Here is a 15,876-nt window from a genome sequence, read left to right on the forward strand (position 1 = left end):
TTCGCGGGCGTTCAATTCACCGCCTGCGCCTCCGGGAATTTCCACTTCCCGTTCAGCACTTCCGCGCGCGGCCGGTAGAGCCGCACCATGTAATTCCAGCCCGCCATGATTGGCAGGCAATTGGCAATCTTCCCGTCGCAGCCTCCGAACTGCACCGTCACTGCGCCGTCGGCATTCCGCTTCGCGGTGATACTGTTGAGCGAGTAAGCGCCATAGGGATTGGCCTGGAAGTAGCCTTCCTTGTTGTAGAGGCTGATCGACCAGAAGCCGTCGACCGGCACATCCTTGACGTCGAGCCGATAGATCGCCGCGCCGTCGTTCTTCGCGGGCGTGACGTTCAGATAGAGAGCATCCTTTTCGGGATTACCACCCCACGCCGACGCCGCCCCGATCAGTCGCCGCACCGGATCCACCTTGCCCCGTGCGCCGAACATCCCCTTGGTGTCGGGCAGCGTCGACGCCAGCGCAAGCAGCGCCTCGCGCACCTTCTTCTGGCTGACCGGATCGAAGTTCGGCACCTCGAATTTGCCGGAACTCTTCTGATTGACCCTGATCGCATCCTGCAGCGCGTGGACCTGCTCGACGTCCTTCGGATTGTTCGGATCGACCAGGATGCGCACCGCCATCACCACGTAGCGGGTGCCGATCTTGTCCCTGCTGAACGTGTACCGGCCGGGCCGGTAGATGACCTCGGGCGTGTACTGGTCCTCGTCGATGACCTGCATCGACATGAAGCGCTTGCCGGCGTCCGGCAGCGTGATCGTCACCGGCCCTGCATCGAGATCGAACACCGCGCCGGAATAGAGCGTGTCCCTGTTGGTCCGGATCACCGTCTGCTTGTCGATCGGCAAGGCTTCGCGGTTGTGCTCGAACTTGCCGAAGCCATCCTTCTTCACCACCCCGCCGAAGTAGAGATCGGTTTCGGCGCGGACAAAATTGTCCGCGGTCACCGGGACCGTATCGGTCGTGGCGGCTGCCGTCCCCGCGGTCGGCGACGCAGGCCCCGCCCCTGCCGCGACGCGTTCGATGTCCGGCAGCACCCAGCTCTTGTCGAACAGCGGCTTCTGCGGGCCATAGAGGCGGAACAGGACCTCGAACTCTCCGCCGGCGCGCGTCGGTATCCAGTTCGTTTCCTTACCCGCGGGAGCTGCGGGGCCGAAATAGACATCGACCGAGCCATCCGCATTCTTCTGCAGTTCGGGATTCTGCGACGATCGGCTGAAACGCGGCATATCCCGGATGAAGGCATGCGTCGCACGGTCGTAGGCGGTCGCGGACCAATATTGCGCGACCGGTGCGTTTGCCGGCACCGTCAGACGATACTGGCTCGCGCCGACGAGGGCATTGCCTGTCTTGTCGGCGATCGTCATCAGATAGAATTGTCCGGCGCCCAACCGCTTGATGCCGACGAAGCCGTAGGAATAGGTCAGCCCGCGCGCATCGACCGGGTAGCTGTCGTGCTTGGCGTAGGAATCCGACTGGCCTTCGATGACATCGGGCGCCGCCGGAACGCCCCAGCGGTGGCCTTCATTGTAGGGCGCGAAGGCCGTGGTGTATTTGTACTCGAGCCAGGCATGAGCATCGCGCGCCCCGGCCTCGAGGCGGTTGCGCGTCCCGGCATCCGGATTGAACGGCTTGCCCTTTTCGATGCCGATCGAACGCAGCTGATCGATCATGGCCCTGTCGCGCTCAAGCCAGGGCTCGGACTGGACGATGCGATCGAGGGCCTCGAAGAAACGGATATCATATGGGATCGTCGAATCGAACACGACCTCGACCGCATCCACGAACTTCGTCTCCGGAGGGCTGTCGGCGCGCGAGAGCGGGTAGAGCTTGATTTGGCGACCGTAAGCGACCGCCTTGGCGACATCGGCGTCGCTGCCGCTTTTCGGCGTGGACCGCAGCAGCGCGTAGCCGGAGGACGTATCGGATCGCAGGGGTATGTAGCCGTCGGGAGGCGTCTGCGAATAGCCGGGCGGCAGGATCAGATACTTGCCGCCCTTCCCCTTGTCGGCACCGGATGGTCCCGCATCTTCCAGCGCGACCTGCCAGACCGTGTCGATGTTGCCGGTGATCGACTCCTCCCCGGCCGGCGGAACCTCCAGCACCATTGGACCGGCCTGGGCGGTGTTGAAGAACGCGATCAGATAGACCGCGTCGGGATTCGGCGTCAGCGTCTGGTTCTTCCAGCTCGGCAGCCGCGACCAGTAGACGATTTGGTTGTCCTTCAGGCCGACCCTGGTCTTCGCCTGCTGCAGCATCAGGTCGGTATTGACAGCGGGCATGCCCCAGACGACGGCTTCAAACGCGCGCCGTTGCATGACGTCGCCCGCGAGCCCCGCAGCGGATGCAGCAGGCTCCGCCGCTCTCACGGGCGTGGTTGCGATCGTCCCGGAAAGCAGTGCGATCGAGAGCATGATCATGGTCCGCGGCGCAATCATCTTTGCCCCTTCAAAGTGCACTGATCGCCGATGCGATCGTCAAAGCCTCGACAAGATGTCTCATCTTACTCAGTTCACCGCCTGAGCCTCCGGGAATTTCCACTTGCCATTCAGGATCTCCGGGCGCGGCCGATAGAGCCGGACCGTGTAATTCCAGCCCTTCATGACCGGCAGGCAGTTCGGGATCTTGCCGTCGCAGCCCCCGAACTGGATTGCGATCGAGCCATCGGCGGATTTCTTCGCCGTGATGTTGTTCAGCGTATATGCATCGTAGGGATTCTTCTCGAAATATCCCTTCGCGTCGTACACGCTGATCGACCAGAATGCGTCGACCGGCACGTCCCTGACGGTCAGCTTGTAGACCGTGGTGCCGTCGTTCCGGGCCGGCGTGATGCTGAGATAGGACGCGTCCTTGTCGGGATTGCCGCCCCAGCCGGCGGCGGTGCCGATCAAGTGCTTCACCGGGTCGACCTGCCCCTTGGCTCCGAACGCGTGGGCGAAGCCGCCGGTATGATCGTTCAACACCAGAAGCGCGTCACGGATGCTCTTCTGGCTGGCCTGGTCCCAGTTCGGCGCCTCGAACTTGCCTTGTGCCTTCTGGCTGACCTTGATCGCGTCTTGCAGCGCATGGACCTGAGCGACGTCCTTTGGATCGTTGGGATCGACCAGTGTGCGCAAACCGATCAGCATGTAACGCGTTCCGGCCTTCGCCCTGTCGTAGGTGAAGGTGCCCGGGCGATATTCGATATTGCCGACCACATAGTGGTCCTCGTTGATCGCCATCAGCGAGCGGAAGCGTTTGCCTGCATCCGGCAGCGTGATGCTCACCGGGCCGGCATCGAGGTCGAAGACACCAGAGGAGTACAGCGTGTCGCGATTCGCCCGGATCACCGCCTGCTTGTCGATCGACATCGGCTCGCGGTGATGGAACAGCTTGCCGGTCCCACTCGTATCCTTGACGGCGTTGCCGAAATAGAGATCGGATTCGGCGCGGGCGAAATTGTCGACGGTGACCGGCACCGGCGCTTGTGCGAATGCAGACGAAACCGCGAGGCAGGAACCGGCAACCATCGCAAGCAAGAAGCCGACTTTCATAGTAATGCTCCGCAGTTGATTGTGACGCGTCATCGCGTTGACCCGCCAACCGTGGCAGCGAGACGCTCGACGTCAGGCAGTTTCCAGCTGTGATCGAACAGCGCTTTCGTTGGCGCATAGGCACGGAACATCAGCTCGAACTTGCGTGCCGGATCGGTCGGCACCCAGTTGGCCTCCTTGCCCGCCGGCGCGGCCGGGGCGAAATAGACGTCGACCGAACCGTCGGCGTTCTTCTGCATGTCGGCGATCTGGGACGAGCGGCTGGCGCGTGACATATTCTTGATCAGCGCATGCGTCTGCCGATCGTACGCGGTGATGGACCAGTATTGCTCGACCGGCGCATTGGGCGGAACTGTCAGACGGTAGGTCCCGTCTCCCTCGAACGCCCGCCCATCTTTGTCCCTGATTGAGATCAGGTAGAACTGACCGGCCCCCAGGCGCTTGATCCCTATATAGGCATAGCTGTAGGCCATACCGCGGTTATCGATCGGATACACGTCGGGATCGGCGTAGGCTTCCTGAGCCGCCTTGACCATGTCGGCCGGAGCCGGGAATGTCCAACGGCTGGTCTCGGAGAAGAACGGCGGAAGTCCGGCGTCGTATTTCGCCTCGAGCAGATCACCAGCCTCGCGCGCGGCCGACGTCAGCAGGGCCTTGGTAGCGTCGCTTGGACTGAATGGCTTGCCCTTTTCGATACCGATCGTCTTGAGCGGATCGATCATCGCCCGGTCGCGTTGCAGCCACGGCTCGTTCTGCACGATCCGATCGAGATGCTCGAAGAAGCTCGCGTCATAGCGGATCGTCGAGTCGTAACCGATGTCCTTGACGTCGGTGAACACGGTCGGCGGAGGGTTGTCCGCCTGCGCCAACGGATAGATCTTCAGCTGCTTGCCGTAGGCGATCGACCTGGCAACGTCGTCGGCGCCATGGCTCCGAAGGTTCGAGCGCAGCAACATGTAACCACCGAACGTGTCAGATTGCAGCGCGATGTAACCGTCGGGCGCCTTGCCCGCGTATGCCGGTGGCAGGATCAGGTATTTGCCACCTTTGCCCTTGTCAGCCCCCAGGAGACCAGCGTCTTCCAGCGGCATTTGCCAGACGGTGACGATGTTGCCGTTGAACGAGCCGTTGGCGTCGCCCGATGGCAGGTCGAGCACGACCGGGCCATCCTTGGTGTTGAAGAACACCATAAAATAGAGGGCATCGGGATTGGGCGTCAGTGTCTGATTGTGCCAATCCAGCGGACGCCCCCAATAGATGGCTTGTCCGACCTTACCGGCAGTCTTGCTTAGCATCTCCTGCAGCATGAGATCGTAGTTCACTGCAGGCATTGCCCAGATCACCGCTTCAACTGCGCGGCGCTGAATGTTGCGTGCAGCGATATCGTCGGGCGTTTGGGCCTGCGCGGCCACGATCGAGAGCACGAGCGCAACACATGCCGTGAGCGAACGTCTCATGATGAACTCCCTCCTCCTAAAACGGATTGACATAATTGATGATCGCTACTTGCCGCAGCAGCACGCGACGGACGACATGCGTCGGCTTCAGATGCTCCGTATAGATTGCCGCCGTCCCGGCGCTGCCTGCGGGCAACCGATTAGCGAAGGTAGCATCGTCGAGCTTCACACGCACGACGAAAGGTGCCGCCTCGATCGCTTTCGGCGCCACGGCGGTGCCCGAGGTCTGGGTCTGGCCGGTCGCGATCGCCTGCAGCACGCTTTCGACCTTGCCTGAATAGATCTGCCCGGGCGCGAACTTGAAGGTGACCTCGACCTCCTGTCCCGGCGCGACGTAGCGGGCATCGATCTGGTTGATCTCGACACCGATGATCGTGTTCGAGGTATCGATGAACGCCATCACCGGCGACAGCGGCAGATTGGCTACCCGCGCGCCCTTGCGCAGCGCAACATTGGTGACGTAGCCGTCGGCCGGCGCCTTCACCACCGTCTTGTCGAGATTCCACTGCGCGGCCTCGAGCTGGCCGCTGAGCTGGTCGACCTCGGACTGGCGCTGTTCGACATCGAACCCACGCCCCGCATCGCGCTCGTACAGCGTCGTCATCTGCGCCAGCCGGGTCTTCGACAGCTTGAGCTGCGCCGTGATCGCCTTGACCTGGGCGTCGTAGGGCGTCGGATCGATCTTGAAGAGAACGTCACCGGCCTTCAGCGGCGCGTTGGCGGTGACCGGCACCTCGGTCACTTCGCCCGCGACGTCAGGCACGATCGACACCGCGTTGCGCACAACCAGCGCCGAGCCCTGCGGTGCGCCCCAGTTCATCGGGACCAGGAGACCGAACATCACCAGGACCAGCACGATGAACGGCGACAACTTCCAGAACAAATTGAAGCGCACGACCTTGAAATGCACCAGCAGGAACAGCAGCACCAGATAGGTGTTGATGATCGCGACGCCCATCACACCGCTCCACTCTTGCGTTGGGGCACGTCGACATAGGCCCAGATCAGCGCGATCGGCCACAGCGCGAAGCCGAACAGCAGCGTGACCCAGCCGGCCACCGTCACCGCCTGCGCGTAGGGATGGTTGCGCGACTTCGCGATATGCCCGGGCAGCCAGCCCGCGATGCAAAACACACCGATCGCGCTTCCGACCAGAATGATCAGCACGATCCAGGCAAAGATGTCGTAGCCGCTCATGGCACCGCCTCACATGACATCCGACCGACCAGACAGGCCGTCGTCCACACTTGCCCCTCAATTCGACTTGGCCACGTCGGGTGGTGTCCACTTTCCTTGAAGGAATTCCTCGCGCGGCGAGTACAGGCGCATCAGCAGCGTGAACGGCGCCTTGCCGACCGGGAGCCAGTTGGCTTCCTTGTCTTTTCCGGGCGAGTCGGCCTGGAGGTAGAGATCGACGGAGCCGTCGGCGTTGGTGATGAGCTTGTCGCGATCGCCGATGGCCTGACGCTTGATCGGGTTCGGGATGAAGTAACCCTCGATGTCATAGGCCGTCACCGACCAGAACGCGTCCACTGGCGGCAGCTTGCCCTTGTCGAAGTGCAGGACGTACTTGTTGGCGCCATCCAGCGCCCGGCCATCGCTATCGGTTGACAGCGCGGGATAGACCGCGTCCTGCGGCAGGTTCTCGCCGAGACAGCACTGGGCGATCGCGGCGCGGTAGAGATAGTCCACGCCATAGGCGCCGCTGCGGGTGGTGTAGATCCAGCCCTTGCCACCGATGCCGCCCGCCTTCCTGCCCTCGGCCAGCACCAGGGCCTTGCCGTCGGCATGGCCGCGATTGAATGCCTGCTGGATATTTGCCGGCGCTTTCGCAAGGTCGAAGCTTTGGCCGACCTTGAAGCCCACGCGTTCGAGGCGGTGGATCATCGGATAGTCGACCTGGTTGGGCGGATTCTCCTTGAGCAAATCGGCGAAGCTGCCGAAATAGGTCGCCGCATCCATCCTGTCGACCGCCACCGGCGGCGCCGCCTTCATGTCGATGTTGGGATCGACGGTGCCCTTGGCGGGGACATAATCCGCCCTGCCCCAGGCCGAGAGCGGCGTGAGCTTCATGCCGTCCTGAACCTTATGAACGTTCGCATAGTCGGCGATTCCATTGGTCTGGGTACGGCCGATGATCCATACATAGCGCGTGGGGCTTTTGATCACCTCCAGGCCCGCCGGGGCATCGCCGCGCCACTGCGGGCTTACCACCAGGAAATCGCGCGCCGTATTCCTGCCCGTCGTGCGCGTGCCGGGCACAGCGAAGACATCGCTCCACAGGCTCAGCATCGGCAGCATGAAATAACGGTCGGCCGACGGTACCGAGAGCACCATCGGCTCGGCCTTCAGGTCGAGAACGCCAGCCGAGTACAGTGTGTCCACATTGGTGCGGATGACAAGCTTTGCTTCGGGGTTGGCAAAGGCCCGCACATGGTGGAATTGGTTCGGCGGCCCATAGGCATCACCTTCGACGGGCTGCGCGAAATTGCTCAGCCTCTGGACCGTCGCGTGCGTCAGCGTCAGCGGGTATGCATAGACGTAAGCATCCTTGGCGATCGCGTAGGCCTCCTGTTCGGAGACGTTCTGCGCTGACGCCGAGCCCACCAGCGCCATGAGCGCAAACGGGACCAGTTTGAAGACTGCTTTAATCACCCTAGCTTCCTTTCTCGCTCCGATGGCATTCGCGATGTTACTGCGCCTGTCGATGCCACGTCGTCACTGCGAACGGTTGTTATTTGGAAACACCACCTTCCAGTCCTGCTTCATGTCGACCACGGTCCAGCCGCCCGCCGTGGCTGCGTCCAGCGCCTTGTCGAGCTTGCCGACCTTCGATTGACGGTCGTAGGCATATTCCCGAACCTCATCCGTGTGGTGCACGATGCCGGCGAAGCGCGCGCCCGGCCCCGCCGCGGTCCATTGCAGCATCTGCAGGTCGCCGTCCGAGTTGCCGAACGCGAAGATCGGGCGGCGGCCGATGAAGCGGTTGATGCCGACCGGCTTGCCCGGGCCATCATCGATGAACTCGACCTTGGCTTGCTTCATCAGGACCGGCTTGCCGTCAGGGCCGATCTGGAATTTGACCACGCCGGACGAGCCGACCACCTGCTCCGGCGGGATGCCGTACACTCTCTCCATCCACGGCCGCATGAACTCGACGCCGCCGCCGGAGACGACAAAGGTCTTGAAGCCGTTGGCCCTGAGATAGGCCAGCAGCTCCAGCATCGGCTGGTAGACCAGGCTGTCATACGGCCGGTTGAAGCGCGGATGCCTGGCGGTCGCGAGCCAGTCGCGGACGGATCGCGCAAACGCATCCGTGGTCATGCCGGTATGCGTGACCGCCATGATCTGCAGCAGGCCCTTCTCTCCGGCGGCGGCAAGCGCCTTGGTGTCCTTCTCCAGAAGGGCCTTGAAGGGCTGCCGCGTCTTCCAGTCCGGGTGCTGCGGCGCCATCGCCTTGGCGCGGTCGAACGCGAAGGCGAGCTGGAAATAGAACGGCTGCTCGGTCCACAGCGTGCCGTCATTGTCGAACGTCGCGATCCGCTCAGCGGGCGGCACGAAGTCCCGCCCGCCTTGCGTCGTGACGCGCGCGACGAAATCGACCATCGCCGATTTCGCCGCGCCGTCTTTCCAGGATGGCAAGGGATCCGCCGGCTGCGCCACCGCAACGGAGATGGCCACAAGACACCCGAGCAGCACAGCGGCAAGCCGAACCATCATCGCAATTTTCCCTCTTTCTGTCCGTTGCTCTTCCTGCATCACTGCGGCTTCATGCGTTCGAGCTCGTTGAGCCGCTTCAAGGCCGCCTGCTGCCGAAGCAGTCCGTAATTGATGCCGCTTGCGTTCAGCGAGCTGCCTTCCTGATAGGGGAACTGGTCGAAATCAGAGAAGAATTCCTTGATCTTCCCCTGCACCGGCACGATCAGCCACATGTTCTGGGCGAGGAACTGGATCGCTCCGCCGCCTTCCTCCATGCCGCGCTCGTAGGGGTCCATGCGCAGATTGGCGATCAGCGCCCATGAGGGCACTTCGCGGGTGGCGGTCGCAATGTTGCCCTTCGATGCGATGGCAAAGCTCAGCTTCCAGTCGTTCCACCGGAGCGCGTTGAGGTTGCCGCCCTGGTCGAAATAGTAGATCGCATCGCGCGGCGGCTCCTTTGCCTCTCCCTTGAAGAACGGCATGAAGTTGTAGCCGTCGAGATGAACCTTGAAGGTCTTGCCGCCTGCGCCGGCAAATCCGGTCTTCATCTTCTCCTTGACGTCATTCATCCCCGCCGCGGCGCATAGCGTCGGAAACCAGTCGATCAACGAGATGATCTCGTTGTATTGCGTCCCCGGCTTCACGACGCCCGGCCATCGCACCATCATCGGGATGCGGAAGCCGCCCTCCCAGGTCGTGCCCTTCTCGCCGTGGAACGGGGTCATCGCGCCGTCGGGCCACAGCGCGAGCTCCGCACCATTGTCCGTGGTGTAGAGGACGATCGTGTTGTCGGCGATGCCGAGATCGTCGAGTTGCTTGAGCAATTCGCCGACCATTCCGTCGTGTTCAACCATGCCGTCCGCATGGATACCCTTGCCGGTCTTGCCGAGCGACGCCTGCTTCAGATGCGTGAAAATGTGCATGCGCGTGGAGTTGAACCAGACGAAGAACGGCTTGTCCGCCTTGGCCTGGCGGCCGATGAAATCCTTGGCAGCGCCGAGAAACTCTTCGTCTACCGTGGGCATCCGCGCGGTATTCAGCGGACCCGTGTCCTCGATCTTTCCATCAGCGGACGATTTGATCACGCCGCGCGGGCCGAACTGCTTCCGGAAATTCGGATCCTTCGGATAGAAATAGCCTTCCGGCTCCTCCTCGGCGTTGAGATGATAGAGATTGCCGAAGAACTCGTCGAAGCCGTGCTTGGTCGGCAGATGCTCGTCGCGGTCGCCGAGATGGTTCTTGCCGAACTGGCCGGTGGCATAACCTTGGGTCTTCATGGCATCGGCGATGGTGGGCATCCAGTCCTGGATGCCGTGGGGATCGCCGGGCATGCCGATCGTGAGCAGGCCTGTGCGGAACGGCTCCTGGCCGAGGATGAAGGAGGCGCGGCCGGCGGTGCAGCTTTGCTGACCGTAGGCGTCGGTGAAGATGGCGCCTTCACGCGCGATCCGGTCGATGTTGGGCGTGCGATATCCCATCATGCCCATGGTGTAGGCGCTGATCTGCGGAATGCCGATGTCGTCGCCGAAGATGACGAGGATGTTCGGCTTGCGGCCACCGGCCGGCGCCGCGGCGGGCGCAGCCTTCTGGGCTTGCGCGAGAGCCTGCGACGTCAGAGCCGCAGTGGCAGCAAGCGATGACGTGCCGAGCAGCACGGCCCGGCGATCAATGGTCGAGGCACCGCAATCGGAATTGGCGCCGGCGTCATGTTTCTTCGTCTCACTCTTCATTCGACACTCCTTAGTTACTCAAGGGTTGCTCGCTCTGGTGACTACGAATCATGCGTTCTGCTCGATCGGTCTCAATGTGCTTCGTTCATCTGGCGGGCTTTGGTCGACCAAAGGACGTGGTGGAGGAAAGCCCGACCGGATTCAGGTTCTGAAGTGAGCGCGTGTCTTCGCGGCGTCTCGCGCGCCGACGCAAGCTGCGTCGGGCGCCGCCGACCTGGCGCAGCAGCCGGCGCGGTGACCAGTGCGCCGCGCCGGGCGACGGCGCGAACAGCTCGCGCTCGACCGCGCCGATCTCGTCATCGAGCGCGGCATCATGGGCGACGGCCCTGAAAGCCTCGACCGTGTGCTGCGGCGCGACCGGCTCGAACCGCTGCAGCCAGTCGAGCAACGCGAAGTAAACCGCCTTGGCGTCGCCATAGCGCGCGGCGCGGCGCAGCTCGCTGAAGGCGAACGCTTCCGAGCGCAGATAGGCCTCGCGATGCCGGCGAAGACGCGCCGCGATCGCCCGCACCATCCGCGGCATCAGCCAGCCGAGCGCGGCAAGCGCCAGCAGCACGGCTGCAGCCGACTTCCAGCGATCGGCGACGACATCGCGCAGCGCGCCCCATAGGCGTGCGCCGGCCGTGCCGACCGAGGACGCGCCGCCGGCTGCGGGGTTTGCCTCCGCGTGCAGCGTCACTGGGTCGAGATGCGCCACATCGATGCTTTGCGCGTCGATGTTCCACCAGCGCAGGTCGATCGGCGGCAGCACATAGTCGCCGGCCTTCTCGAGCATGTAGACGCCGCTGTCGACACGCGCCGAGGACAGCACATCGGTGCGCCCGTCGGTCTTGTCCTGGAGCGACGGCTGCGCAGGATAGAGCTTGAGTCCCTCGAACGCGGCGAATTTCACCGGCGGCAGCAGCATCGCTGGAATGCCCTCGGCCTTGATGGTGACGGTCCGCGTCACGGCATCCCCGGTCTTGAGCTGATCCGACGAGCGGTTGACGGTCTGCTCGATCGACAGATTGCGCGCGGCCAGGAACGGCTGCAGGGCGGAGGCCGCGTCCGGGATGAAGGCCTCGAATGCGATCGGCGGCAGCGCGAGCGTGGCCTCGCGCGTCGCCGGCGGCTCGGCGGCGTATTTGATGGTGATCGCCTGGCCGGCGATCGCGTAGCTGCCCGGCTCCTGCGGATGGATGGCAAATTCGAACCGGACGCCGGCATAGGTGAGGCGGTCCCGCTGCTCGTTTTCGTTGATGCTCCGCAACTGACGGGTCACGGCGTTGCGGACCTGGAAGTCGGGTAGCTCGGGCGGCGCCGTCATGTAGTTCGGCGCCAGCACGTCGATCCGCAGCGTGGCCGCCTGCCCCACCACGACGCGCGGCGGATCGATCGTCAGCCGCAGGATCGGCTCCGGCGCGTTTTGCTGGGCGAGCGCCGCGCAGGGTACGAGCAGCCCGAGCATCAGGGCTGCGGCGGCGAGCGGGCGCCTCATGGCTTCGCCCCCGCCGGCCGCGTCGCATCCTGGATCGCGAATTTCAGCTTGAGGAAGTCGGCCGGCGTGATCTGAACCTGACGCATCCAGGCTTCGGCGGCACCGGCCGTGGTGAGATCCGTCGGCTTCACCTGGATCCGCTTGCCGCCCTTCTGGGTCGGGTCGACCCGCATCTCGTCGGCCTTCTCGTCCGGCGGCGCGCTGTCGTCCTGCTCCTGCTTCTTGCGCTTCTCTTCCTTCGCCTTCAGCGCCGCCACCACGATGGCACGGTTGGTCGTCGCGGCGGCATGGCCGGGCGCGACCTTCAGGACCTCGTCATAGGCGGCGATCGCCTTCTCATAGGCGTGGTTCTGCGCCTGGGCATTGCCCAGCGCGAAGCGTCCCTCGAGCGTATCGACATGCGCGAATTCCTGCGCGGCCGTCAGGAAGTCGAACGCCCGATAGGCGGCGATGCCGCGCCACATCGGATCGGAGAAGCGCTTGGCCGCGGTCGCATAGTCGCCGCGATCGAAGGCGATGCGTCCTTGCTGATCCGGCGTCAGCCACAGGTCGGCAAAACGGCGCGGCTCCTCCGCCCTCGCGGACGACACGTGCGACAGACAGGCGAAGACGACAACCCAGGCCACCGTCGTGCCGCGCCGGAACCAGAGCAGGCTGAGCAGTGCAATCGGCGGCAGCAGCCAATAGCCCTCATCGCGCCACTGCGTACCGAACGCGTCGCCCTGCGCGGCCTGATAGCGGGTTTCGATCCGGCGCTCGAGCGCCGCGATGTCGGCGCCGTCGATGCTGACCTGGACGACGTCCGAACCGAGCGCGAACCTTTCGCCCTTGTTCGGCGTGACGCTCAGCTTGACCAGGCCGTTCCGTCCGGCAGACTGACGAGCCGCGGCTTCCTCCTCACCGGGATCGTCGGCGACGAGCAGGATCGTGCCGGGCACCGTTTCGGTCGCGAGCGCCTCCGCGGCGAGCGCCGCCGCCGCGACCGCGTTCTTCCCGGGCGACGGCATCAGGCCGGGGGCAAGCGCGGCGAGGAAGGGTTCGATGACGGCGCGATCGTCGGTCAGCGGCATCACCAGATGCGCGGTGCCCGCATAGGCGATCAGCCCCGTGCGCGCGCCGGCGCGCGCAGCAAGCAGATCCCGGATCTTCTGCTTGGCGCGTTCGAGCCGCGTCGGTGCGACGTCGCTCTGCCCCATCGTTGCATCGAGCGACAGCGCGATCATCAGCGGCGCCTTGTCCTCGACGAAGGGCGGCAGCTCGCGCCGCCAGGTCGGGCCCGACAACGCGACGATGCCGAGCGACATCGCGGCGGCGACCAGATAGAGCGGGCTGACGCCGCGTCCCGCGCCCGGTTGCACGATGAGATGGTTGAGCAGATGCGGCGCGATCACCCCGCCCCATTGCGCTTGCGGGCTCTGCCGCCACCGCACCCACGCGAATACGGCAGCGACAGGAATCAGCGCGAGCAGCCACAGCGGCCGCAGCAGATGGAACGGGATGGCGGCCGCGTCATGCATGGCCGAGCGCTCTCCTTCGTCCCAGGCCGCTTTCCAGCGAAAGGCCGAGCCACAGCAGCAGCGACAGCACCACGGCGGCGCCAAGCGGCCACTGGAACAGCGGCTGCTTCGGCCGCCATGACAGCGTATCGAGCTTGGCCGGCGCGAGACGGTCGATGTCCGCGTAGATCGCCTGCAGCTGCGCACCATCCTCGGCCCGATAAAAATGGCCGCCCGTCGTGGCGGCGACCGACCGCAGGACGCCGAGATCGACGCGGTTCTCGCCAGTCGCGGCCGGATCACCGACGCCGATCGTGTCGATCACGACACCGTTCTGGTGTGCGATGTCCGCGGCGTGCTCCGGGGGGACGCGGCTCGCCGTATCGTTGCCATCGGTGAGCAGGACCAGAAGCTTCTCGCGCGCCTTGCTTGCCTCGAAGGTCTTGATCGCAAGCCCGATGGTGTCGCCGATCGCGGTCTGCTGTCCGGCCATGCCGACCTCGGTCTGCGCCAGCAGCGCGGTCGCGGTCTGCAGATCCTGCGTGAACGGCACTTGCACATAGGGCCTTGTGCCGAACAGCACCAGCGCGACGCGGTCGCCGTGCCGGTGCGCGATGAAATCCGCGACCACGCGCTTGACGCCGTCGAGCCGCGTCAGCATCGCGCCATCGCTGCTTCGGAAATCGCGCTGCTCCATCGAGCCGGAGATGTCGATCGCGAGCATGAGATCGCGCGCCGAAACCTCGCGGGTGACGGGATCGCCGACCCATTGCGGCCGCGCCAGCGCCGCGACGACCAGCGCCCAGATCAATGCCGCCGTCACCATCTGGATGCGCCGCCGCTGCAGCACGACGGCGCCGCGCTGCGGGGTCTGTCCGGTTGCCGCCGCAAGGCGGTCGAAGAACGGCACCATCACGGAGGCCTGCCGCGCGCGATACGGCGGCAACAGCCACCACGCCAGGATCGGCAGCGGCAGGAGCGCGAGCATCCAGGGCCATGCGAACTCAAGCATGGTGCCCCCTGATCCAGCGCCGCACCAGATCCTGCAGCGCCGTTAGATCGCCGGCATCCGCCGTCGTCCGCCCGTAGGGCGCGGTCGCGAGCAGCCGTCCGGCGCCTTGCGAGAATTCGTCACCGCCATAGCTGCGGTCGAGGAACGCAAGCCAGCCCGCGCCGGCAAGTGGCGCGATGGTTTCGCGCGGAAAGGCATCGAGCGCAGTCTGCCGCACCAGCAGCGCGAGACTCGCGGCCATTCCCTCCGGGACGCCGCCTTGTGTCTGCAGCAGCCGGTCAAGCTCCGCGAGCGCCGCGCGCCGATAGCGGTTGGCGCGGAAACGCCGCAGCAGGCGCCACGCCGCAACGGCGAGCCCCGCGGCAACCAGCACGATCACGATCCGCGACGCCCATGTCGCCGGAAGCAGGCTCACCGACGGTGGCAGCGGGATATCGATCAGGCCCGCGACGGGATCCACAATGACGGGTTGGGTGTCAGCCAAGAGCCGCCTCCGCTCTGGTGTGACCGCCACCGCGTCCGTGCCGGGCCGGCAGCCCGCCCAGGAGACGCCGGAGTTGCGGCGCCGTTTCCTCGGCCGTGCTCAGCGGCAGCACCGGAATGCCAAGCTCGCGCGTCCACGCGAATACGCCGCGCAGCCGCTCCTGCGACGCCTGCGCGATACTCTTGCGGACACTCTCGCGGCCGACTTCGAGCTGAATCTGCAGCTCGCCATCGGTGACGGTCATCCGGCTCGAGGCAGGCAAATCGCTTTGCAAGGGATCGTGGACCAGCACCGCGACCACGTTGTTATGCCGGGCGATCGCCCCGATCATCCGGCGCGTCGCGGTATCCGCGCCATCGAAATCGCTGATGATGATCACCGTGGCGTCGTGCATCGTCCGCCGCTCGGCATGTTCGAGCGCCCGGTTGAGCATGCCTGACGCCGGAACGATGCCGCGGCCGACGCCGAGCGCCTGGTTCTGCGCGACGATGGTGGACAATATCTGCAACACCGTCGCCCGACTGCGCCGCGCCGCCAGCTCGACGACATCGCTGTCATTGAACACGATCGCGCCGATCCGGTCGCCGACGCCGAGCACACGCCAGGCGCCGATCGCGGCGGTCTCGGCCGCGGTGACCGACTTCATGGCGCGCCGGCTGCCAAAGAACATCGACAGCCGCTGATCGACCACGAGCAGGGCCTGGCGGTCGCGCTCCTCGTTGAAGACGCGCACATGCGGCTTCTGCAGCCGCGCCGTGACCTTCCAGTCGATCTCGCGGACATCGTCGCCCGGGCGGTAGTCCCTGATCTCCTCGAAGTTCAGCCCGCGGCCGCGCATGCGCGAGGCGAACCGCCCGGATAGCAAGCTATGCACCGGCTGGCGCGGCAGGAACGAAACCCTGCGATCCCTGAATTCGAGCGCGATCAGGTCGTCGAGACTGACGTAGACACCGGGCGTTCTGGCTGATGTCTCCGTCATCACGGC

At 64.8% G+C, this 15,876-nt stretch carries 13 protein-coding genes; all 13 read right to left on the reverse strand.

Going from position 1 to position 15,876, the window contains the following annotated elements; translation table 11 throughout:
* Positions 1 to 11 precede the first annotated feature (11 nt).
* The 13 genes from ACVWYP_RS36225 to ACVWYP_RS36285 all read right to left on the reverse strand — a co-directional run bounded on the left by ACVWYP_RS36225 (position 12) and on the right by ACVWYP_RS36285 (position 15,870).
* Positions 12 to 2,441 carry a DUF1214 domain-containing protein gene (locus ACVWYP_RS36225; RefSeq protein WP_369525538.1) on the reverse strand — a complete coding sequence of 810 codons (2,430 nt, stop codon included), beginning with the start codon at positions 2,439 to 2,441 and terminating at the stop codon, positions 12 to 14.
* 69 nt (positions 2,442 to 2,510) lie between these two features.
* Positions 2,511 to 3,536 carry a DUF1254 domain-containing protein gene (locus tag ACVWYP_RS36230; RefSeq protein WP_304496676.1) on the reverse strand — a complete coding sequence of 342 codons (1,026 nt, stop codon included), beginning with the start codon at positions 3,534 to 3,536 and terminating at the stop codon, positions 2,511 to 2,513.
* A gap of 29 nt (positions 3,537 to 3,565) precedes the next feature.
* A complete protein-coding gene (locus ACVWYP_RS36235) occupies positions 3,566 to 4,993 on the reverse strand; it encodes a DUF1254 domain-containing protein (RefSeq protein ID WP_304496677.1) in 1,428 nt (475 codons plus the stop codon).
* A 16-nt stretch (positions 4,994 to 5,009) separates the two neighbouring features.
* Positions 5,010 to 5,951: an HlyD family secretion protein gene (locus ACVWYP_RS36240; protein WP_304496678.1), complete on the reverse strand. Its 942-nt coding sequence runs from the start codon at positions 5,949 to 5,951 to the stop codon at positions 5,010 to 5,012.
* Positions 5,951 to 6,190 carry a DUF3302 domain-containing protein gene (locus ACVWYP_RS36245; RefSeq protein WP_304496679.1) on the reverse strand — a complete coding sequence of 80 codons (240 nt, stop codon included), beginning with the start codon at positions 6,188 to 6,190 and terminating at the stop codon, positions 5,951 to 5,953. The genes ACVWYP_RS36240 and ACVWYP_RS36245 overlap by 1 nt, the downstream gene beginning before the upstream one ends.
* 57 nt (positions 6,191 to 6,247) lie before the next feature.
* Positions 6,248 to 7,648 carry a DUF1254 domain-containing protein gene (locus ACVWYP_RS36250; protein WP_304496680.1) on the reverse strand — a complete coding sequence of 467 codons (1,401 nt, stop codon included), beginning with the start codon at positions 7,646 to 7,648 and terminating at the stop codon, positions 6,248 to 6,250.
* A gap of 63 nt (positions 7,649 to 7,711) precedes the next feature.
* Positions 7,712 to 8,713, reverse strand: a complete 1,002-nt coding sequence (locus ACVWYP_RS36255) for an HAD family hydrolase (RefSeq protein WP_304496681.1) — start codon at positions 8,711 to 8,713, stop codon at positions 7,712 to 7,714.
* Between the two features lie 38 nt (positions 8,714 to 8,751).
* Positions 8,752 to 10,422, reverse strand: coding sequence for an arylsulfatase (locus ACVWYP_RS36260; protein ID WP_304496682.1), 1,671 nt, complete (start codon positions 10,420 to 10,422; stop codon positions 8,752 to 8,754).
* An 85-nt stretch (positions 10,423 to 10,507) separates the two neighbouring features.
* A complete protein-coding gene (locus tag ACVWYP_RS36265; RefSeq protein ID WP_304496683.1) occupies positions 10,508 to 11,899 on the reverse strand; it encodes a BatD family protein in 1,392 nt (463 codons plus the stop codon).
* Positions 11,896 to 13,416, reverse strand: a complete 1,521-nt coding sequence (locus ACVWYP_RS36270; RefSeq protein ID WP_304496684.1) for a VWA domain-containing protein — start codon at positions 13,414 to 13,416, stop codon at positions 11,896 to 11,898. Before ACVWYP_RS36270 ends, ACVWYP_RS36265 begins: the two co-directional genes overlap by 4 nt.
* Positions 13,409 to 14,407: a VWA domain-containing protein gene (locus ACVWYP_RS36275; RefSeq protein WP_304496685.1), complete on the reverse strand. Its 999-nt coding sequence runs from the start codon at positions 14,405 to 14,407 to the stop codon at positions 13,409 to 13,411. Before ACVWYP_RS36275 ends, ACVWYP_RS36270 begins: the two co-directional genes overlap by 8 nt.
* Positions 14,400 to 14,891 (reverse strand): DUF4381 domain-containing protein, encoded by a 492-nt coding sequence (locus tag ACVWYP_RS36280; protein WP_304496686.1) that lies wholly within the window; start codon positions 14,889 to 14,891, stop codon positions 14,400 to 14,402. The genes ACVWYP_RS36275 and ACVWYP_RS36280 overlap by 8 nt, the downstream gene beginning before the upstream one ends.
* Entirely contained in the window at positions 14,884 to 15,870 is a 987-nt protein-coding gene (locus tag ACVWYP_RS36285; RefSeq protein WP_304496687.1) for a DUF58 domain-containing protein, read from the reverse strand. Before ACVWYP_RS36285 ends, ACVWYP_RS36280 begins: the two co-directional genes overlap by 8 nt.
* Positions 15,871 to 15,876 lie beyond the last annotated feature (6 nt).

The sequence above is a fragment of the Bradyrhizobium sp. USDA 3262 genome (assembly GCF_054060035.1).

Bases quoted from the DNA above. Each gene is read 5' to 3' on its own strand.
- ACVWYP_RS36225 (WP_369525538.1), bottom strand. From the start codon at position 2,441: ATGATTGCGCCGCGGACCATGATCATGCTCTCGATCGCACTGCTTTCC.
- ACVWYP_RS36230 (WP_304496676.1), bottom strand. From the start codon at position 3,536: ATGAAAGTCGGCTTCTTGCTTGCGATGGTTGCCGGTTCCTGCCTCGCG.
- ACVWYP_RS36235 (WP_304496677.1), bottom strand. From the start codon at position 4,993: ATGAGACGTTCGCTCACGGCATGTGTTGCGCTCGTGCTCTCGATCGTG.
- ACVWYP_RS36240 (WP_304496678.1), bottom strand. From the start codon at position 5,951: ATGGGCGTCGCGATCATCAACACCTATCTGGTGCTGCTGTTCCTGCTG.
- ACVWYP_RS36245 (WP_304496679.1), bottom strand. From the start codon at position 6,190: ATGAGCGGCTACGACATCTTTGCCTGGATCGTGCTGATCATTCTGGTC.
- ACVWYP_RS36255 (WP_304496681.1), bottom strand. From the start codon at position 8,713: ATGATGGTTCGGCTTGCCGCTGTGCTGCTCGGGTGTCTTGTGGCCATC.
- ACVWYP_RS36260 (WP_304496682.1), bottom strand. From the start codon at position 10,422: ATGAAGAGTGAGACGAAGAAACATGACGCCGGCGCCAATTCCGATTGC.
- ACVWYP_RS36265 (WP_304496683.1), bottom strand. From the start codon at position 11,899: ATGAGGCGCCCGCTCGCCGCCGCAGCCCTGATGCTCGGGCTGCTCGTA.
- ACVWYP_RS36270 (WP_304496684.1), bottom strand. From the start codon at position 13,416: ATGCATGACGCGGCCGCCATCCCGTTCCATCTGCTGCGGCCGCTGTGG.
- ACVWYP_RS36275 (WP_304496685.1), bottom strand. From the start codon at position 14,407: ATGCTTGAGTTCGCATGGCCCTGGATGCTCGCGCTCCTGCCGCTGCCG.
- ACVWYP_RS36285 (WP_304496687.1), bottom strand. From the start codon at position 15,870: ATGACGGAGACATCAGCCAGAACGCCCGGTGTCTACGTCAGTCTCGAC.